Here is a 17,532-nt window from a genome sequence, read left to right on the forward strand (position 1 = left end):
TATGCCCAAGAAAACCAAAACGCGACCCTGGGATGCTGCAGAACATTTAGAAAGCAAAGAGGACATGGCCGCCTATCTGGAGGCTGCCCTGGAAGACGGTGACCCTGCCCTTGCTGCGGCTGCTTTGGGGGACATCGCGCGCGCCAAAGGAATGGCTGATATCGCACGTGAGACGGGACTTGGCCGCGAAAGTCTCTACAAGGCATTGTCGCCCGAAGGGAACCCCGAATTCGCCACGGTCATGAAGGTCGTCAGGGCGCTTGGCCTGAAATTGTGCGCCACGACCGGTGAACCCTGAGCCCGGCTGAACGGACCTTGCAGCCGACTTCCCTGGTTCTTTAAAAGTCGAAGACGCGCCCTACGGCGGCGATGGTGAAGCGGTCGCCGAGGAGGCGGGCCAGTTCGAGCGTTGGGCCGAGGCCGGTGCAGTGCGAGACCGCCAGAAGGGACACGGAAAACTGTCGGATCCTTTCGGCGAAGGCCGGGACCATCTCGGGCCCGTAGAACATAAGGTGGGTGCCGCCGAGAATGGCGTGGAGTTGATGGATCCCCATGTCATGCTCCAGGTAATCGAGGATGTTGAGCACCCCGGCATGGGCGCAGCCGAGCAGCAGGATCGGGCCCGTGTCCGTCTGGATCAGGAGGCTTGCATCGTCCGGGATGAGATCGGGGCCAATCCCGCCTTCCTGTTCGAGGAGGAGCCGGTCGTCCTTCGGCCGCCGCTCGACCGGCGGGTTCAGTCCGGCCAGGAACCAGATGCCGGGGGCCGCTTCCTCGGTGTGGTCCAGAAAGCGGAATCGGGCGCCTTTCGCCTCCAGGCTCTCGCGCGTGAACGGGCAGCCGATGTAGCGGGGTGCGGTGTCGCCGCGAGACGGGTCCTCCACCATGTGGCGGGCGAAGACATCGGGGTGCGCGACGATCTCGACGGGTCCGGCCTGGCCGACGGCGTATTCGAGCCCCCCCGTGTGGTCGTAGTGTCCATGGCTGATGAAGATCCTGGAGAGGCCTTTCAGGTCGGTCTTGAAGCGCTTCAGATTGAGGGGCAGCGAAAGGCCCGGCCCCGTGTCGAAGAGGGAGCGTTCCCCGTCGCGTTCGATCAGGACGCTGAACCCATGCTCCCCAATGAAGCCCGAGCCCAGGATGCAATTGTCACAGAGGATGGAGAGTCTCGTTTTCATGGCTTGTCCCTTTCTTTTCCAACCGTGTCCCTCCGGATATGTATATCGAGCATCGACAGATAATCAACCTGGAAAATGTGATTCGTGTCCATCAGCTTCCCCTCCCAGTCCCATCCTTGCGGGATAGATCCTGATCCTTTCACACGCGGCGGCTCCCGCTCCGGTCGCATTGCAGGAAATCGTCCTTCCGTGTGGAGCCAACCTCACAGACCGCCGTGCAGGCAAACGTCCAAATCCATGTCGATACCGGCTGGGAAACCTCTTGCCGGATGGAAACCGGCAACGATCGGGGGAATCCGCTGATTTATAGACCGACGCCGCGGGTCCTGTCCAGGCAAGAAATTCATCACTGGGGAACCGAACCGGCAGGATCGATGGGAACAGTGCGGCGGACCGGTGTCGTTCGGCGGCGGGCTCAATTTCGACGAATGTGCTACGCGCCCAGCCCGGGGCGTGAATCCGCAGGGGACTCGGGCTCGAGGCGCCCTTCCGGTGCCCGGCGCGCCGGGCTGAAAAGCCGGACCACATCATCGACAATCATATAGAGGCAAGGCACCAGGATGAGGGTGATGAACGTCGCGAAGACGATGCCAAACCCGAGAGAGATGGCCATCGGTATCATGAAGCGAGCCTGTCTGGAGGTCTCGAAAATCATAGGGGCCAAACCGCCGAAGGTGGTCAGCGTCGTCAGGAGGATCGGCCGGAAACGCTGGATGCCGGCCGCCTGAACCGCGTCATGGGCGGATGCCCCCGCCCGGCGCAGCCGGTTGGTGTATTCGATCAGAACGAGGGAGTCGTTCACGACGACGCCCGAGAGGGCGACGACGCCGAACATGCTCATGACGCTCAGGCTGTAGCCCATGAGCATGTGCCCCAGCACCGCCCCGACGATGCCGAAGGGGATGCTCACCATCACGATCGCCGGCTGGACATAGCTCTTGAACGGGACGGCAAGGAGGGCGTAGATCGCCAGCATGGCCAGCAGCAGACCCTGCACCAGGCTCTGCATGCTCTCGGTCATGTCCGCCTGTTTTCCCTCGAGGCTGTAGCGCAGCCCTGGATACCGGTCCATCAGCATCGGCAGCGTATCGGCCTTGACGGCGTTCAGGACCCAGCCCGCCTGGCTCTGCGGCTCCACGTCCGCCGTCACGTAGATCACACGCCTACCGGCGCGCCGGTCGATCTCCGTATAGGCCCGGCCGCGCTCGACGTCCACCGCCTGGCGAAGGGGCACCTCGGCGCCGCCGTTCGGAGTCCGCAGCATCAGTTCCTCGATGTTGTACTCCGAGACGCGCTCCTCGAGCGGCAGTCGCACCATCACCTTGACCTCGTTCCTGCCCCTCTGCTGGCGCAGGACCTCGGCCCCGTAGAAGGCGTTGCGCACCTGCCGGGCCACTTCCTGGGCCGTCAGACCGAGCGCTCTCCCTTCCGGCCGGACCGTGAAATCCAGCTGCTGCTTCCCGGGCGAAAACCCGTCATCGATGTCCTTGACGATTGCGAAACCCTGCAGGGCGTCCGCCAGGTCTTCCCCGGCCTTTTCGAGGACCCCGAGATCCGGGTGGGTCAATTCGACGGTGAGGGCCGCCCCCGAACCGGGCCCTCCCCGGTCGGACTGGAGGGACAGGCTTTCGAGCCCGGCGATCTCACCCACCTTCTTCCGCCACTCTTCGATGAACCGGGCCGTCGAGATCGGGCGGACCTCGGGGTCCGTTAGATACACGCGGACCTGGAGCGAATGTCCGCCGCCCACGCCCTCGTCGCTGCTGCCGATCTCGGCATAGATCCCTTCCACGAGCCGGTCGCCGCCATTTTCCTCCGCCACCTCGCGCGCCGCCCGAATCAGGTGGTCGCGCACGGCCTCGGTCCGCGACACCGCGGATCCGTAAGGCAGCGCCGCCTCAACAAAGGCGTAGTCCGCTTCGATCTTGGGGAAAAGGGTCATCCCCATCCGCCCGCTCATGATATAGCTGACCGTCAGCAGGAGAACCGCCGCCCCGACAGCCAGCGTCAGGTAGCGGTTTCTCAGGGCCGCGTCCACAAACGGCCCGTACCGGTCCCGCACATTCCTCGAAAACCACGCGCTGAAGCCCTGCTGCCGGTCGTGAAACCACCCGAAGAAGCCTTTCGGTGCGCGCTGACGCTGGTGGCCGAGGTGGGCCGGCAGGATCAGCAGACTCTCCACCAGGGAGACGATGAACACCGTGATGACGACAAGCGGAATCGTCATGAAGATCTTCCCGATGATACCCGGGACGAAAGCGAGCGGCAGAAAGGCCACGACGTTCGTCAGGATGCTGAACGTCACGGGCATGGACACCTCCCGCGCGCCTTGGACCGCCGCCGCCATCATGGGCATCCCTTCCTGGCGGTTATGGTAGACGTTTTCCCCGACAACGATCGCATCGTCCACCACAATGCCCAGGGCCACGATGAACGCGAACATGGACATCATGTTGATGCTTACGCCCAGGGTCGGCAGAAACAAGAGGCCCCCCAAGAATGAGATCGGGATGCCCAGCGCCACCCAGAAGGCCAGGCGCGCCTCGAGGAATACGCCCAGCAACAGGAAAACCAGGCTGAGCCCGATCAGGCCGTTGGTCAGAAGCAGTTCGAGGCGTTGACGGTAGATGTCCGAGCGGTCATTGAGGACGGCGATGGAAAGGCCGGGCGCGAGGCTGGGACGATAGCGGTCCAGAAAGCTGTTCACAGCCGAGGAGACGCTGATCGGCGTCTGGTCCCCCACGCGGTAAGCGGCCACCATGATCGCCGGTTTCCCGTCGTAGGTCGCGTAATAGTCGGTGTCCTCGAAGCCGTCGATGATCACGGCGATGTCTTCGAGCCGCACCTGCGTCCCGTCGTTGGTGGTGATCACGGGGATGCGGGCAAACTCGCGCCCCCAGTCGCGCCGCTCCTTCATCCGGACGAGGATCTCGCCCCCTTCGGTCTTGACCCCGCCGCCCGCCACCTCCACTGCGGCCGTTCGCACCCGGCGGGCCACCTCCTCCAGGGTGAGGTTGTAGTTGCGCAGGTTCTGCTGCGGGACCTCGATACTGATCTCGAGATTGCGCGCGCCCGAAAGCTCGACCTGGGTGATCCCCGGCTCCTGCAGGAGACCGTCCCGAATCTTCTCGGCCGCATCCCGAAGGACGCGCTCTTCCTGCTCGCCGTATATGATCAGGGTGACGACCTCACGGCGCCGGGTGGCGATTTCCACACGCGGCTCCTCGGCCTCCTCGGGGAACGACGTGATGCGGTCGACCTCGTTCTGGACGTCCTGGGCAAGTTTCTGGATGTCGGCACCCACGAGGACCTCGATGGTCACCGTGCCGACGCCCTCCCGGGCCGTGGCCGTCACCTTGTCGACCCCGTCGAGCCCGAGGACCGCCTCTTCGACTGCAAGAACGATCCCCTGTTCGACCTCCTCGGGGCTCGCACCGGGATAGAGCACGCTCACGGTCACGATGTCCAGATCGAAGTCCGGGAAGACCTCCTGCTTGATTTGGCGGCCCCAGATCAGGCCGCCCACGAGGAAGACCACCATCAGCAGGTTGGCGGCGACATGGTTGTGCGCCATGTAGGCGATCGGGCCGCGCTTCGTCGTAGGATCCAGGTCTTCCGTCATCTTCGGACTCATCCCGGCGTCATTCCTCGCTTCGAGCCTTCCCGGAGGCATCCCCCCGCCCCTCTTCCACCCTGACCGCCATCCCCGGCACCCCGGAGGCCAAGTCGGAAACGATCAACCGGCCCCCCTCGCTCAAGCCCCCATCCACCAAAACGAAGTCGGCCTCGCGCCAGATCGTCCGCACCCGCCTGACCTCCATCAGCCCGTCCTCGCCCACCAGCCACACCTGATCCCCGTCCCGCAGGGCGGACCGGGGGATGCGCACGACCTCCGCAAGCTCATTGCCGACAATCTCGGCCCGCACGTACTCCCCGATCAGAAGAGGCGGTCTGCGCTCTGCACCGCCCTCCAGGTCGAGGGGATCATGGACAACCAGCAGAACGCGCGCCATCCGGCCCTCGGCGTCGAGGTCGCTCAGAAGCCGGAGGACCCAAGCCTCCCGCTCGTAGCCGCCCGAATAGCTCACTTTGGCCGCAGACCCACGTTCTCTGTCCTTCCCCGGAAAGTCGATCCACTTCAGCCGGTCGACCGGAACCGAGACCTGCACCCAGTAGACATCCGTCCCGACGAGCCGTGCCAACTCCTCCTGCGCCGACACCTGCGATCCAATGGAGACGCTTCTCGCACGGACCACCGCATTGAACGGGGAGCGGACGACCGTCCGCTCCAGGTCGAGCTTCGCCTGGGAAAGCTCCGCCTCTACAGCCTCGAGGTCCGCCTTCGCCTTCGCCAGGTGCGGTTTCCTGAGCGCCAGCTCCTCGTCCAACGGCTCCGCCGGCCGGCCCTGGTTGAGGATCTCCCACTCGCGCCGCGCCACGGCCTGCCGCCCTTCCTCGACCCGCAGCTGATAGCGCGCATCGACCACGGCGCTTTCCCTGCGGGCCACGGCAAGCTTGTAGTCGGTCGCATCCAGCCGCAGGATGACGTCCCCTTCCCGGAAGCGCCCCCCCTCGACGAAGTTCGGCGCCACGAAGACCACTTCGCCCGCCACGCGGGCCTCGAGGGAGATCTCCCGCGCCGGGATCACGGTCCCCATAACGGGCAGGATGACCGGTTCGCGCGACGGCTTTACATCCATCACCTGCACCAGGGGCGCATGCGCTTCTGGCGGCTTCCTGGGCGCCTTCGGTGCGGTGTTCTTGATGTAGGTCGCGCCCGCAATCCCGGCGGCCAGGATCAGAAGCGGCAAAAATACCCGGATCGCCAGCCGCCCCCGCGACCCTGCAGCAGCCTTGGACGCCCCCGGGGCCGATGCGCCCCGATCCTCCCCGGATGTCGGTTCAACTCTCATGCCTGTCAACCTTTCCAGCGCCTTGCGTTCTCAACCCCTCGTCAGGGTCGAGGTCCGTCGTCCAGCCCCCGCCAAGGGCGCGATACAGATTGACCCTTGCCGTCAGAAGTTCGCTCCTTCGCCTAATCAGATTCAACTCGAGCTCCTGGGTGCTCAGGATCTGCGTCAAAACGGGCAGATAATCGCTCAACCCTTTCCGGTAACGCTCCTGCGCCTCCCTGAGAGCGCGCTCCGCCGTCACGAGCTGTTTTTCCACCGCGCCGATGTGCTCCCGCAGGGCAGCCTCCGTCACGAGCGCGTCCTCGACCTCTCGGACGGCCGTCAGCACGACCTCCCTGTGCCGGGCGAGCGCCTCCTCGACGACCGCACGCGTGCGGTCCACTTCAGCTGCGCGGCGCCGTCCGTCGAGGATGGGGGCCGCGAGGTCCGCCGCCAGGCTGAAAAGCCATTGATCGAAGAGCCGGTTGAGGTCGTCGGAACCAAAGGTGAAGTCGGCCCTCAGGGTCAGGTTCGGCAGCCTGTCGGCGCGCGCGGCCGCCACCTGCCAGTCCGACGCTTCGAGCCGCAGCATGGAGGCGCGGACATCCGGGCGCGCCGCCAGAAGATCAGCCGGTAGCCCGGTGGCCGGGACCGAAGACGGCGCGGGCAGGCCCTTGCGGCCGATCTCCATCGCGGCACCCGGCGCCTTTCCGAGGAGCACCGCCAACTGGTTCAGACTCAAACGCTCCTGCTCTTCCACGAGCGGGATCTCGGCCCGGACGCGATCGATGATCTGCTGCTGCTGATAGACATCGAGGGCGGAACCGAGCGCCATGCGGAAGCGCAGATTCACCAGTTCGAGATAGATCCGGTTAATCCGCAGCTGCTCATCGAGAAGCTCCCGCTGCATCCGCTGCGCAATCACGGCCGCCCAGAGCCGGGTCACCTCCGCAGCAAGCGTCATGGCGGCCGCGTGGACATCCTCCCGTGTCGCATCCACCTGCAGGAGAGCGGCTTCACGCTCGGACCGGATCTTTCCCCACAGATCGACCTCGTAGCGGCTCATAGCCCCGAGGGAATAATCGTCGCCGCTGGTGCGCAAGGCGCCGCTGCGCTCGCCGTGGGCATGGGAATACCCGGCGCCCGCACTCACCGTCAGGTCCGGGTAAAGGCTGGAGCCGGCCTGCACCGCCACCGCCCGGGCCTGATCGAGCCTCGCCCAGGCCTGCCGCAGCGTCGGGTTCGCGGCCAGAGCCCCTTCCACCAAGGCGTTCAGTTCAGGATCCTCGAAGCTCTCCCACCAGCGGCCAGGCAGCGCTGCGACGGCCTCGCCGAGCGTGTAGCGCTCCGGCAGAAGCCCGCTTTCAGGCGCCCTCGGATCCGGGCGGAAGGGTTGGCAGGCCGCCAAGGCGAACAGGCAGCAGAACCACGCCAGGACCTCGGCCGCCCGCGTCGTCCAGACCTTCGAACCCTTCGACATCCTGTATAGCGCCTGCGGCATCGACCCCTGCTCTATCCGCGTTTCCGTGCGGTCCGGCCTGTCCCGGCGGCTCCCGAACCGTTTCCACCCGCGCACCCGCCGAAAACCGAGGGCAGCCCCTCGATGCCTCTCCGCGCTTCCGGCGCTCGAGAGGCACTCCCGTTCATGGAGCAGTCCAGGCAAGCGGTTTTCCAACCCTTCAATCGAATCAGTCTAAACTTTCCCCGACGGCAATTCAACCGGCTTTCACACGGCGGCCGCCGGTGGAGAACGACGATCATCCCTTGCCGGAGCGGCAACCTTCCTCCGCCGCTTGAATCAAAACCGCTGCTGGTGTATCTTCAATCGGGGTGCCGTTTCCGATCTCACGCCCGGGCCCCGGGGCCTTCGGCATTCTGGAAACGCGCCGAGCGCAGCGCAAGGCGAACGCGGCAATGAAAACCGATTGGGCGACCAATCCTTGACGATCAGGAGGTTTGAAAATGGCCATCAAAGTGACCTGGTACGGACATGCCTGCTTCATGATAGACACCGGCGACGCGAGACTGCTCATCGATCCGTTCATCACCGGCAACCCGACAGCCCCCGTCACAGCGGACCAGCTGAACCCGGACTTCATCCTGGTCTCGCACGGCCACGGCGACCATGTGGGCGATGCCGTGGCGATCGCGAAACGCACCCAGGCCACGACGATCTCCAATTTCGAGATCCAGAACTGGCTCTCTTCCCAGGGCGTCGAAAACACGCACCCGATGCACATCGGCGGAGGGTTCGACTTCCCATGGGGGCGCGTCAAGTTGACGATCGCCCACCACGGCTCCGTTCTGCCGGACGGCACCTACGGCGGCAACCCCTGCGGCTTCCTCCTGATCATTCAGGGCAGGAAGATTTACCATGCCTGCGATACGGGTCTTTTCTACGACATGAAACTCATCGGCGAGGAGGGCCTCGATCTGGCCATCCTGCCGATCGGAGACAACTTCACCATGGGGCCCGACGATGCCCTCCGGGCGGTGAAGCTGCTCCAGCCGAAACGGGTCATCCCCATCCATTTCAACACGTTCGACGTGATCCGCCAGGACCCGCAGAAGTGGGCCGAGCGGGTCAAACGGGAAACGGCCACCGAAGCGATCGTGCTCGAACCCGGCCAATCCATCGAACTGTAAGGGTTCGAACCGGCCCCGAAAACCGGTTCGGGGCCGGTCCTCGACATTCGGGAACCCCCCGCGAATGGGCGGAAAAAGGGTTCTTATTCGTCGAAGAGCGGCAGAAATGCGCCGTACCCTTCCTTCTCGAGATCCTCGACCGGGATGAACCGCAGGGCCGCCGAATTGAGGCAGTAGCGCAGACCGGTCGGCGGAGGGCCGTCCGGGAACACGTGCCCGAGATGAGAGTCCGCCCGGCGGCTGCGCACCTCGGTCCGGACGGTGAACAGCTTCCGGTCTTCCCTTTCCACAATGTTCCCGGGCGCCAGGGGCTGTGTGAAACTGGGCCACCCGGTGCCCGAATCGAACTTGTCGCGCGAGCTGAAGAGCGGCTCGCCCGAGACGACATCGACATAGATCCCCTCGCGGTGATTGTCCCAATAGGCGTTGTCGAACGGGGGTTCCGTGCCCTCTCCCCGGGTGACCGAGTATTGAAGGGGCGTGAGCTTCCTCCGCAGCTCGGCATCGCTCAAGGGCGCGGGGTCCCCGCCCCAGACCTCCTCGAGAAATGCGTCCCGGCCCGATCCCTGGCGATAGTACCGGTAGTGGACCGGGTTTTTCCGGTGATAGCCCTGGTGGTACTCCTCGGCCGGGTAGAATTTCCCGGCGGGCAGGATCGGCGTCACGATGGGCCTCCGGAAGACCCCGCTCCGCTCCAGTTCGGCCTTGGATGCCTCCGCCGCCCGCTTCTGGTCTTCATCGTGATAAAAGACGGCCGTCGCGTAGTGCGGCCCGCGATCGACGAACTGGCCCCTGGCGTCCGTGGGGTCCACCTGGCGCCAGAAAACTTCCAGGAGCGTCTCGTAGGAGACCACCGCCGGATCGTAGAGCACCTCGATCACCTCCAGGTGTCCGCCCTCGGCATAGGTCTCGTAGGTCGGATCCTCCGTCGTGCCGCCAGCGTACCCCGGCATGACGGAGGCGACTCCGGGCAGCTCCTCGAAGGGTTTTTCCATGCACCAGAAGCAGCCGCCCGCGAAGGTCGCCCTCTTCAGGCGCTCCGACACGCCCCCCGCCAGCCCCGGGCCGTTCGCCAGCAACACCATGCAAAGCCCCGCAAACAGGCTCATGATCAGGTACCATTCCATGCCTTTCATACGATCACCCTCCCGAAAGGATAAAGTCGCCGCCGGGCGGCGGCGCTCCAGTGGTTTCGAAAATCCATGCCCGTGGTCTTCCGGATGCGACCAACTCGCATCTATCCGAAAACGATCCATCGCCATCGGGTTTCCCATCCGGAAATGAGGACTTTCCCTTCACACGCTTCGCGTGCCCGGCCCGCCTTTTCGCGGAGGGATCCCGGTTTTTTTCAATATCAAGGAAATCAAGCGCTGGCGGTCAGGCGGCCAACCGGCCGCCCCGCAAGTGAACACGCGCTTGGATGCCGAGATCGGCCAAAAAGGCGCTTTCCGGATGGGATCAAGGTAAGCATGCAGGGCATGGAAGGCAACAACGTCGCAGGAGGGTTCTGCAGGCGGGACCGGCGCCGTCCGCTATTCCAGCAGACCGCTGGCGTGATTGAAGCGCTTCGAAAAGACGGCGCCCTTGCCGCTGAACATGCCGCACTGCGTGAGAATGTACTCGGATGTCTCAGCCCGTTTGGCATCGTCGAGGCTGTTGAAGGCCAGGATGAAATCCTCCTCGCCCGGCATCTTCGAGAGGGCGGCCCAGATCTTTTCAGGGGGATCCTGGGGATTCAGCCCGGCCGCACCGCTCTTGGCCGCGCCGGAGAGGAACCGCGTGCCCTCTTTGAGAAGCCCGTCCAGCGCATCCTGGAGGGCCTTGATCTCGGCGGCGAAAGACCGCTCGTCAAAACAGGTCTCGGTGCAGGGGCAAGGCATCGCCTTTCCGCCCACCGCAATATCGATGTCGATCCGGAGACCGGGTTTCCGTTCCCCGCCCGCCTGATCCATCCTGATCAATTTGAACATGGTTCCTTCCTTTCGTTTTTAGCCGGGGGTTCACCGCCCCGGCTATCAGACTCTCCATCCAAGGATGGATGTTTTCTCCATGCCGGCGCCGAGCTGCATACCGGCGCAAGGCAGGCCCGCCCGCAAGGCCCCCTCACAAGAGAGCCGATGGACACCTGCATTGCAGGCGCAACGTCAGGGACGGAAGAACCGCCCCTTCCGTCCCGCGTTCAACGGTCTCCAAGGCCGAAGGGCGGCGGAACGGCCACCTTGCCGGCCCCTTTGAGCACCAGCGGCAGCCCGGCCACCGTCAGCACCACCCGGTCGGCCGCCGCGGCGACGCGCTGATTCAACCAGCCCGCCAGGTCCCGGAAAAGACGCCCCAGGGGGTGCGCGGGCACCACGCTCATCCCCACTTCGTTTGCAACGGCCGCAACGAGGCAGGACCGCTCCTCCAGGGCCTGCATCAGCCGGGCCTCGTAAGCCGGGACTGCATCTTCGCCCTTCTTGAGGAGGACGTTGCTGAGCCAGACGGTGAGGCAGTCGATCAGGATGCCGTCGACCTCCGGCGGCGCCGAACGGATCGCCCGTTCGAGCTCCAGCGGCTCTTCGATCAGGCGCCAGCGGGCGCCGCGGGCCTCCTGGTGCAGGCGGATGCGTTCGGCCATCTCATCGTCGGACACCTCGGCGGTCGCAATGTAGAGCGGCGCCCTGGAACAGCTTTCGACGTGCCCCTGAGCCCACCGGCTCTTGCCGCTCCTCGCCCCGCCAAGAACAAGGATCAGATCCCGCGGTCCACCCTCAACCAAGTCCCCTTCACCTCCATCCACCTCTTCAAGATGGCGTTCATCCGGACCTGTTCATCCAGCGCGGACACGTCTCCCGAACCCGGTGACGCACGCCCTTCACAGACCCGGCCCCGAAGCAGCCGAGGAGGCTCTACACCCCGACCCGCACGTGCGCGCCCTCTCTGGCGGCGTCGATTTCAGTGCCGGCCCCCCGGTCGCGGAGGAAGCGCCGGGAATCATCTAAAATCGCTGACAACTCCGCATCCGCCCGTCCGGGATCGTGATGAAAGAAAAGCAGCCTCTTCGTCCCGGCCTCTATCGCAAGGTCGACCACGGCGGCATGGTCCGAATGCCCCCACCCGCAACGTTCCGCATGCTCGGCCGGTGTGTACTGGGCGTCATGAACCAGCAGATCCGCCTCCCGGCAGAAGCGCACATAGTCGGAAGGCTTCCTTCCTGCCCAGGCGTCTTCGCGCAGTTCGTTGTCCGTCAGGAAGACAAAGCTCCGCCCGTCCTCCCTGAACCGGAATCCCACGCCGCCCTGCGGATGCTGAAGCGGCATGGCATCGATCACCACGTCATCCCACACGAGAGGCCCCTTGCCAATCCGGTCGATGAAGCGGATGTCCGCCTTCAACGCCTCGAAGGCGATCGGAAAGAACCCGTCGCCCATCCGGTTGTCGAAAATGGCCCGCAGCCCCTTCATGCAGGAGTGGAAACCGTCCACCCTGATGGTCCACTCCTTGAGGTAGGCCGGCTTGAAAAACGGAAACCCCTGAACGTGATCCCAGTGGTTGTGCGTCATCAGAAGAAGGACTTCATGCCCCCCTTCCCGGGAGGCAAGCTTCTCCCCCAGGGGCCGGATGCCCGAACCGGCGTCAATGACGATAGTCCGCCCGCCGGCCGTGGTCACTTCCACGCAGCAGGTGTTGCCTCCAAAAACGACGGTATCCCGGCCGGGCGCAGCGATGGACCCCCTCGTTCCCCAGAATGTGATTTGCATGGTTCTCCTTGCAGACCAACGGACAAGAAGGGGCCTTCACGCCCCCAGGCAAACCTTCGAACCCTCGGCCGACCGCTTGAAGCGCCGCGTCGACACCGCCGCCGCCGCATCCCGCATCGCAGGATCGCCGACGGCCTCCACGGACACAATCCCGTCTCCATCCGAAGCCCGGATTTTACGGGAAAACCCTTATGAATGGACACAATCTACGGAATCCGCCCGGTTGTGTCAATCCTGAAATACAAGTAAATCGGAGATGATAGCGAGGGGCCGCACCGTCCGGCCGCTACGCCCGCAGCTCGCACCCTTCCATGATCCTGCGCGCCTCCGCCTCGAGACGGTGCGCAAAAGGATCCCCCTGCTCCAAGGCCTTCTCGAGCGCATCGAGGAGATCATAATAGTCGTTCCAGGCGCGCCTCTCCGTCGCAACCCGCTCGGCAAGGAAGTTTCGCCCTCCCCCGGGCGGATCCCCCATCCATCGGGCGAGGCGGGCCGCACCGCCCTCGAGGAGCTCGCAGGCGGTCCTCGCATCCCCCTCCGTGAACATCCGCGCAGCCTTCAGGGCCAGCCGCAGGACGGCCGCCGTCACGGGGATCCGGGATATGAAACAGCCCGTAAAGGGGTCCACCACGCCCTTGGTCTCTTCCACCGGCCACGGAAGCGCCCTCGCGTATTCCGTGAAGAGCAGCATCCGGATGTAATCGCCCACCTGCTTGCCGGCAGCCGCGGCGCGAACGGCCTCGGCGGCAAAGACCGCTTTGTCGTGGCGCATGATGAGACCCGGCTTGTGGACATAGCGGAGAAACTCCCCGCCTGATGCGAAAAGGCAGGACAAGAGATAAGCCTGGTCTTCCGCCCTCCCGATGAAGGTCGGCGTAAAGGGACGGTGGCGCCGCAAATCCTCGATCCATGCGCCGCAGGTCCCGCCGGTCACATGGATGCGCTGGATGCAGGTTCTGCGGCCGTCGAGGTCCTCCCGGTCATAGCGCGCCAACATCTCAGCCCGGGTGGACACGGCCTGGGGCAGGGCGCTGCAGAAGATCCACTCGTCCCCTCTCAGGGCGGATGTCTCCGGCATGGGCACATCGGGCTCGAAAAGCGACCGGTGGGCATCCTCGGCATTGACCAGGGCCCCGGCGATCAGCCCCAGGCGGACCTTCTCCCCCCGGGCGTCGATGCCCGCGGCGCCCCACAGGGGGGTCTTCAGGTGGGCGAACGCCGAGCATCCGGTCTCCCTGAGCAACTGCTCCTGCGGGAAAACCTGGTCGAGGTCGATCTTGAAGGTCGCCCTCACGCGGCGATCGATGAGGACATGCCAGAAGGCCGCCAGGGCGCGCAGAAACGTGTAGTGGCGGCCGTATTCGCCGTTCACCCCGTAAACCGCCCGCAGGGCATCGAGATCGGCGCCCCCCCGATACCGCTCGGCGGCCGGCGCCAGGACCGCTGCAAAAAGCCTTTCGGCGTCCGCCTCCGTCAGGGCGTAGACCCGGAGATGCGGCAGCCCGTCGAGGCCTTCCCGCAGTGACTCTTCGAGAACCTCCCGCGCGAGCGAGGCGAGCCCCTCGTGGGTCACGGAAACCGAAAGGACACAGCTCAGGCGTTCGTCGGGCGAGGCGACCCCCTGCCCCTTCTCGAAGGCCACGGCCTGGTCGAGCGCCCGAAGCCCGTAGATCACCTCGCTCTGTTCAGGATCGACCCCGATCGGCATGGGATGATCGTACCAGAAGAGCTGCGGTTCGTCCCGGAGCTCCGCCAGCCGCTCCCGGATCCGGGCGCTGCAGTGCGGCTCCCCCGATGGCCTTGTCAGAAGGACATTCGAGGCGAAGAGGACCTCGCTCACCGGACGTTCAATGGGCCGTTCATTGAGGCCGGTCAGGGCGATCGTCCGCACCCCGCGAAGGTCTTCGACGGCGCGCGCCGCGTCCTTCAGCGACTCCACCCCCTCAGGAAAAAAAACCCGCCAGCATGCCTCCAGGGCATCGAGGCCGCTGAAGGCCTCGCCTGCATTCGCGGCCAGGCCGTTCAGACGGGCGATCTCCTCTCCGAACCCTCCGCCGCTGCGCCGGATGGCATCGTCGAGTTCGAGGGGGAGCCGCTTCAACGCCTTTTCGTAGAAGTCCGCGACGGGCGCCCAACGTGGATCCCCGGCAAGCTGCGCAAACCAGGCGCGTGCGCGGCTGCGCTGCGGCTCTCCCTGCCTTCCGCAGAGGCGGATCAGAAAAGCGGCGTTTAGATTCCTGCCCGCCGCCTCCGCATCCCGCTCCTCCGGCCTGAACTGTGCGTCTGCGTCGATGCCGCTCAGCGGCGGCAAGGCGCCTGTCCGCCGGTACAGACGGGAAAGGATGAAACCAAGCCTCTCTCTCACGATCAGAACTCCCCGATTCTTGCAAAAGGCCCAAAAATGCCCCGGAACGGCCTACCGCATCCGGGACCCGAGATAAAGCGGGGTGGATCTCTATCCACGATTATTTGTATTGGATCTTGATCCTCGATCATTTGTAATTAGTTTAACATATAAAATTCCTTTTTCCTTTCGATCCGGAAAAGGGAGGCGGCTTCATCCGCTGCGATGCCCACCCCCGGTGCTGCGCGGCGGACCCGGCGCGGCCGCTGTGAAGCAGATCGGGCGCCTGCCCGGAGTCGGTCTGCAGGTCGGCCCACAAGCGAGGCTGAAGTTTGACACCGGGATCGGCGGTAAGATCGTTTCCCTATCGGAGACGGTCCCGAGCGGTTCGCTTCTTGTCATGAATACCACACATCCCCCTCCAAAGGCCACCTCATGAAGAGGTGTCTGCAGGGGGGGCCATCCTCCAAACCGTGCGCCTCCATGCGCCGGGAATCGGGGCAGGCCCCTGGAGGGATGCACAGCAAGGACGGTTCATGCGCATACTGGTCGTTGAAGATGATGAAAAGATCGCCGGCTTTATCGCCAAAGGATTCAAGGAAGCCGGGTTTGCAGTGGACACGGCGCCCGACGGCCTGGCCGGGCTCGATCTGGCCCTGACCGAAGACTACGATGCCGCGGTCATCGATATCATGCTGCCGCACCTCGACGGCCTTTCCCTGATCGAAAAGATCCGCGCGGAGGGGCTCAACACCCCTGTCATCATTCTAAGCGCCAAGCGCTCGGTGGATGACCGCGTGCGCGGGCTGCAGACCGGCGGCGACGACTACCTGACCAAACCCTTCGCCTTCACGGAGCTCCTCGCCCGGGTGCAGGCCCTCCTCCGGCGGGCCGGCGGGCATTCGGAGGCCTCTTCGCTCTCGATGGGCGGGATATCCGTGGACCTCCTCAAACGGGAGGTCTGCCGCGACAACCAGAAGATCGACCTTCAGCCCAGGGAATTCAGCCTCCTCGAATACCTCATGCGCAACGCGGACAAGGTAGTCTCCAAGACCATGATCCTGCAGCACGTCTGGGACTACAGCTTCGACCCCCAGACCAACGTGGTCGACGTGCTGGTCTGCAGGCTGCGAAACAAGATCGACAAGGATTTCCAGAAAAAATCGATCCAGACGATTCGGGGCGTAGGCTATGTTTTTAGACCGGATGCGTAGGATCACCCGGACGATCGGCTTCAGGCTGACGGCCTGGTATTCGACCGTCTTCATCCTGAGTTCCTTCTGCCTCTTCGTGCTGACCTATTTCTTCCTGAATGCCAGCTACCGCGCGCAGAACCAGGCCTCCATCAACTCCCAGATGCTCAAACTGATTTCCCTCTATCAAGCGGGAGGCGCGACCCTCATCGAGCAGGAAAACCGCGTCGAAAAGAAATTCGCGCAGGAGGACCGGTTTTTCATCCGCATCGCCGACCCGCGGAACACGACCCTCTTTCTGAACATCCCCTATCAGTGGGCCGATTTCGACATCAAACGGCTCGAGAGCACCGATCCCTCCTCGATCGAGGAATGGTTCCGCCTGCCTCCATCCAGCGGCGGCCCCAATTACCTCGAGCTCGCCCGGGTGCGGCTCCCCGACGGGAACTGGCTCCAGGTCGGGAAGACCGCCGAAGAGCAGGTCAAACTGCTGCAGCGCTTCCGCAAGACCTTCATGATCGTCGTCGTCCCGTTCGTCCTTTTCGGCCTGATCGGCGGCGCCGCCTTTTCCTTCAGGGCGCTCAGGCCCATCCGCCACCTGATCCAAACGGTCCGCTCCATCGACCTCGACACCATGACCGCCCGGGTGCCCAGTCCCCATTCCAACGACGAACTCGACGAACTGGTGCGCCTCTTCAACGAAATGCTCTCGAGGATCGAGGCGCTCATCCTCGCGATGAGGGGCTCTCTCGACCATGTGGCGCACGACCTGCGCACACCGATGACCCGGCTGCGGGGCATCGCCGAGATGGCCCTCCGCCGGGAGACATGCGACCCCGACATCCTGCGCGAGGCCCTGTCGGACTGCGTCGAGGAGTCGGAAAAGGTGCTGACCCTGCTCAACACCCTGATGGATATCTCCGAGGCAGAGACGGGCGCCATGGCGCTCAGGAAACGCTCCTTCAGTGTGAACGAACTGATTGAAAGGATCGTGGAACTCTATGAAGTCGTCGCAGAAGAAAAAGGCATCGAGGTAAGCGTTTCCGCCCCGGAAGACCTCGTACTGACCGCCGACCCGACCCGGGTCGGGCAGGCCCTGGCGAATCTCCTGGACAACGCCCTCAAGTACACGCCCGATGGGGGGAAGATCCACCTGGAGGCCCGGGTCGAAAACGATGAGATGGTCATCGGCATCACGGACACAGGCGTCGGCATCCCTGAGGAAAACCTCTCGAAGATCTGGGACCGCCTCTACAGAGGAGACAAGAGCCGCTCCCAGAAAGGACTCGGACTGGGGTTGAGCCTCGTGAAGGCCATCGTGGAAGCGCACAAGGGACGGATCCAGGTCGACAGCCGGACGGACAAAGGGTCCTGTTTTACGATATCTCTGCCCATCCGTGCCTAACCCCTGGACTTGAACGCGCGCGTCATCGGCGGACGGGAGCAAAGAAATGGCCATCCATAATGGAATATTACACTATTGTAATTTTTCGGCAATCCAGCTGAAATACTCCATCTGTATACTGTCTCGCGAAAGAT

At 64.2% G+C, this 17,532-nt stretch carries 13 protein-coding genes; 4 read left to right on the forward strand and 9 right to left on the reverse strand.

Annotation, left to right across the window (positions count from 1 at the left end; all coding sequences use genetic code 11):
- Position 1 precedes the first annotated feature (1 nt).
- Positions 2-298 (forward strand): addiction module antidote protein, encoded by a 297-nt coding sequence (locus H567_RS0105640; RefSeq protein WP_028320655.1) that lies wholly within the window; start codon positions 2-4, stop codon positions 296-298.
- Between the two features lie 40 nt (positions 299-338).
- Here the strand turns inward: H567_RS0105640 and H567_RS23275 are convergent, their stop codons facing one another.
- The 4 genes from H567_RS23275 to H567_RS0105665 form a co-directional block, all read right to left on the reverse strand.
- A complete protein-coding gene (locus H567_RS23275; RefSeq protein ID WP_051184515.1) occupies positions 339-1,178 on the reverse strand; it encodes an MBL fold metallo-hydrolase in 840 nt (279 codons plus the stop codon).
- Between the two features lie 433 nt (positions 1,179-1,611).
- Positions 1,612-4,812: an efflux RND transporter permease subunit gene (locus tag H567_RS23280; RefSeq protein WP_244155428.1), complete on the reverse strand. Its 3,201-nt coding sequence runs from the start codon at positions 4,810-4,812 to the stop codon at positions 1,612-1,614.
- 7 nt (positions 4,813-4,819) lie between these two features.
- Positions 4,820-6,091, reverse strand: a complete 1,272-nt coding sequence (locus H567_RS0105660; protein WP_051184516.1) for an efflux RND transporter periplasmic adaptor subunit — start codon at positions 6,089-6,091, stop codon at positions 4,820-4,822.
- A complete protein-coding gene (locus H567_RS0105665; protein ID WP_153306065.1) occupies positions 6,081-7,733 on the reverse strand; it encodes an efflux transporter outer membrane subunit in 1,653 nt (550 codons plus the stop codon). The genes H567_RS0105660 and H567_RS0105665 overlap by 11 nt, the downstream gene beginning before the upstream one ends.
- 299 nt (positions 7,734-8,032) lie before the next feature.
- Between H567_RS0105665 and H567_RS0105675 the strand changes: the two genes are divergently transcribed.
- The gene (locus H567_RS0105675) at positions 8,033-8,716 is read left to right on the forward strand and encodes a metal-dependent hydrolase (RefSeq protein ID WP_028320659.1); all 684 of its coding nucleotides are present in this window, start codon (positions 8,033-8,035) and stop codon (positions 8,714-8,716) included.
- 83 nt (positions 8,717-8,799) lie between these two features.
- Here H567_RS0105675 and msrB read toward each other — a convergent pair whose 3' ends face one another.
- From msrB to H567_RS0105710, 5 genes are all read right to left on the reverse strand, one after another.
- A complete protein-coding gene (msrB, locus tag H567_RS0105680; protein ID WP_051184549.1) occupies positions 8,800-9,801 on the reverse strand; it encodes a peptide-methionine (R)-S-oxide reductase MsrB in 1,002 nt (333 codons plus the stop codon).
- A 447-nt stretch (positions 9,802-10,248) separates the two neighbouring features.
- Entirely contained in the window at positions 10,249-10,686 is a 438-nt protein-coding gene (locus tag H567_RS0105690; protein ID WP_028320661.1) for a hypothetical protein, read from the reverse strand.
- Positions 10,687-10,895: 209 nt separating this feature from the next.
- Positions 10,896-11,474: a bifunctional adenosylcobinamide kinase/adenosylcobinamide-phosphate guanylyltransferase gene (cobU, locus tag H567_RS0105695; protein ID WP_028320662.1), complete on the reverse strand. Its 579-nt coding sequence runs from the start codon at positions 11,472-11,474 to the stop codon at positions 10,896-10,898.
- Positions 11,475-11,604: 130 nt separating this feature from the next.
- Positions 11,605-12,456 carry an MBL fold metallo-hydrolase gene (locus tag H567_RS0105700; RefSeq protein ID WP_028320663.1) on the reverse strand — a complete coding sequence of 284 codons (852 nt, stop codon included), beginning with the start codon at positions 12,454-12,456 and terminating at the stop codon, positions 11,605-11,607.
- Positions 12,457-12,742: 286 nt separating this feature from the next.
- Positions 12,743-14,821 carry a hypothetical protein gene (locus H567_RS0105710; protein WP_028320664.1) on the reverse strand — a complete coding sequence of 693 codons (2,079 nt, stop codon included), beginning with the start codon at positions 14,819-14,821 and terminating at the stop codon, positions 12,743-12,745.
- A gap of 515 nt (positions 14,822-15,336) precedes the next feature.
- On the opposite strand from H567_RS0105710, the gene H567_RS0105715 reads away from it, so the two are divergent.
- Together H567_RS0105715 and H567_RS0105720 are read left to right on the forward strand one after the other, a co-directional pair.
- Positions 15,337-16,014: a response regulator transcription factor gene (locus tag H567_RS0105715; protein ID WP_028320665.1), complete on the forward strand. Its 678-nt coding sequence runs from the start codon at positions 15,337-15,339 to the stop codon at positions 16,012-16,014.
- The gene (locus H567_RS0105720) at positions 15,992-17,398 is read left to right on the forward strand and encodes a sensor histidine kinase (protein ID WP_028320666.1); all 1,407 of its coding nucleotides are present in this window, start codon (positions 15,992-15,994) and stop codon (positions 17,396-17,398) included. The genes H567_RS0105715 and H567_RS0105720 overlap by 23 nt, the downstream gene beginning before the upstream one ends.
- Positions 17,399-17,532: the final 134 nt, after the last annotated feature.

Source organism: Desulfatiglans anilini DSM 4660, assembly GCF_000422285.1.
Taxonomy (GTDB): domain Bacteria; phylum Desulfobacterota; class DSM-4660; order Desulfatiglandales; family Desulfatiglandaceae; genus Desulfatiglans; species Desulfatiglans anilini.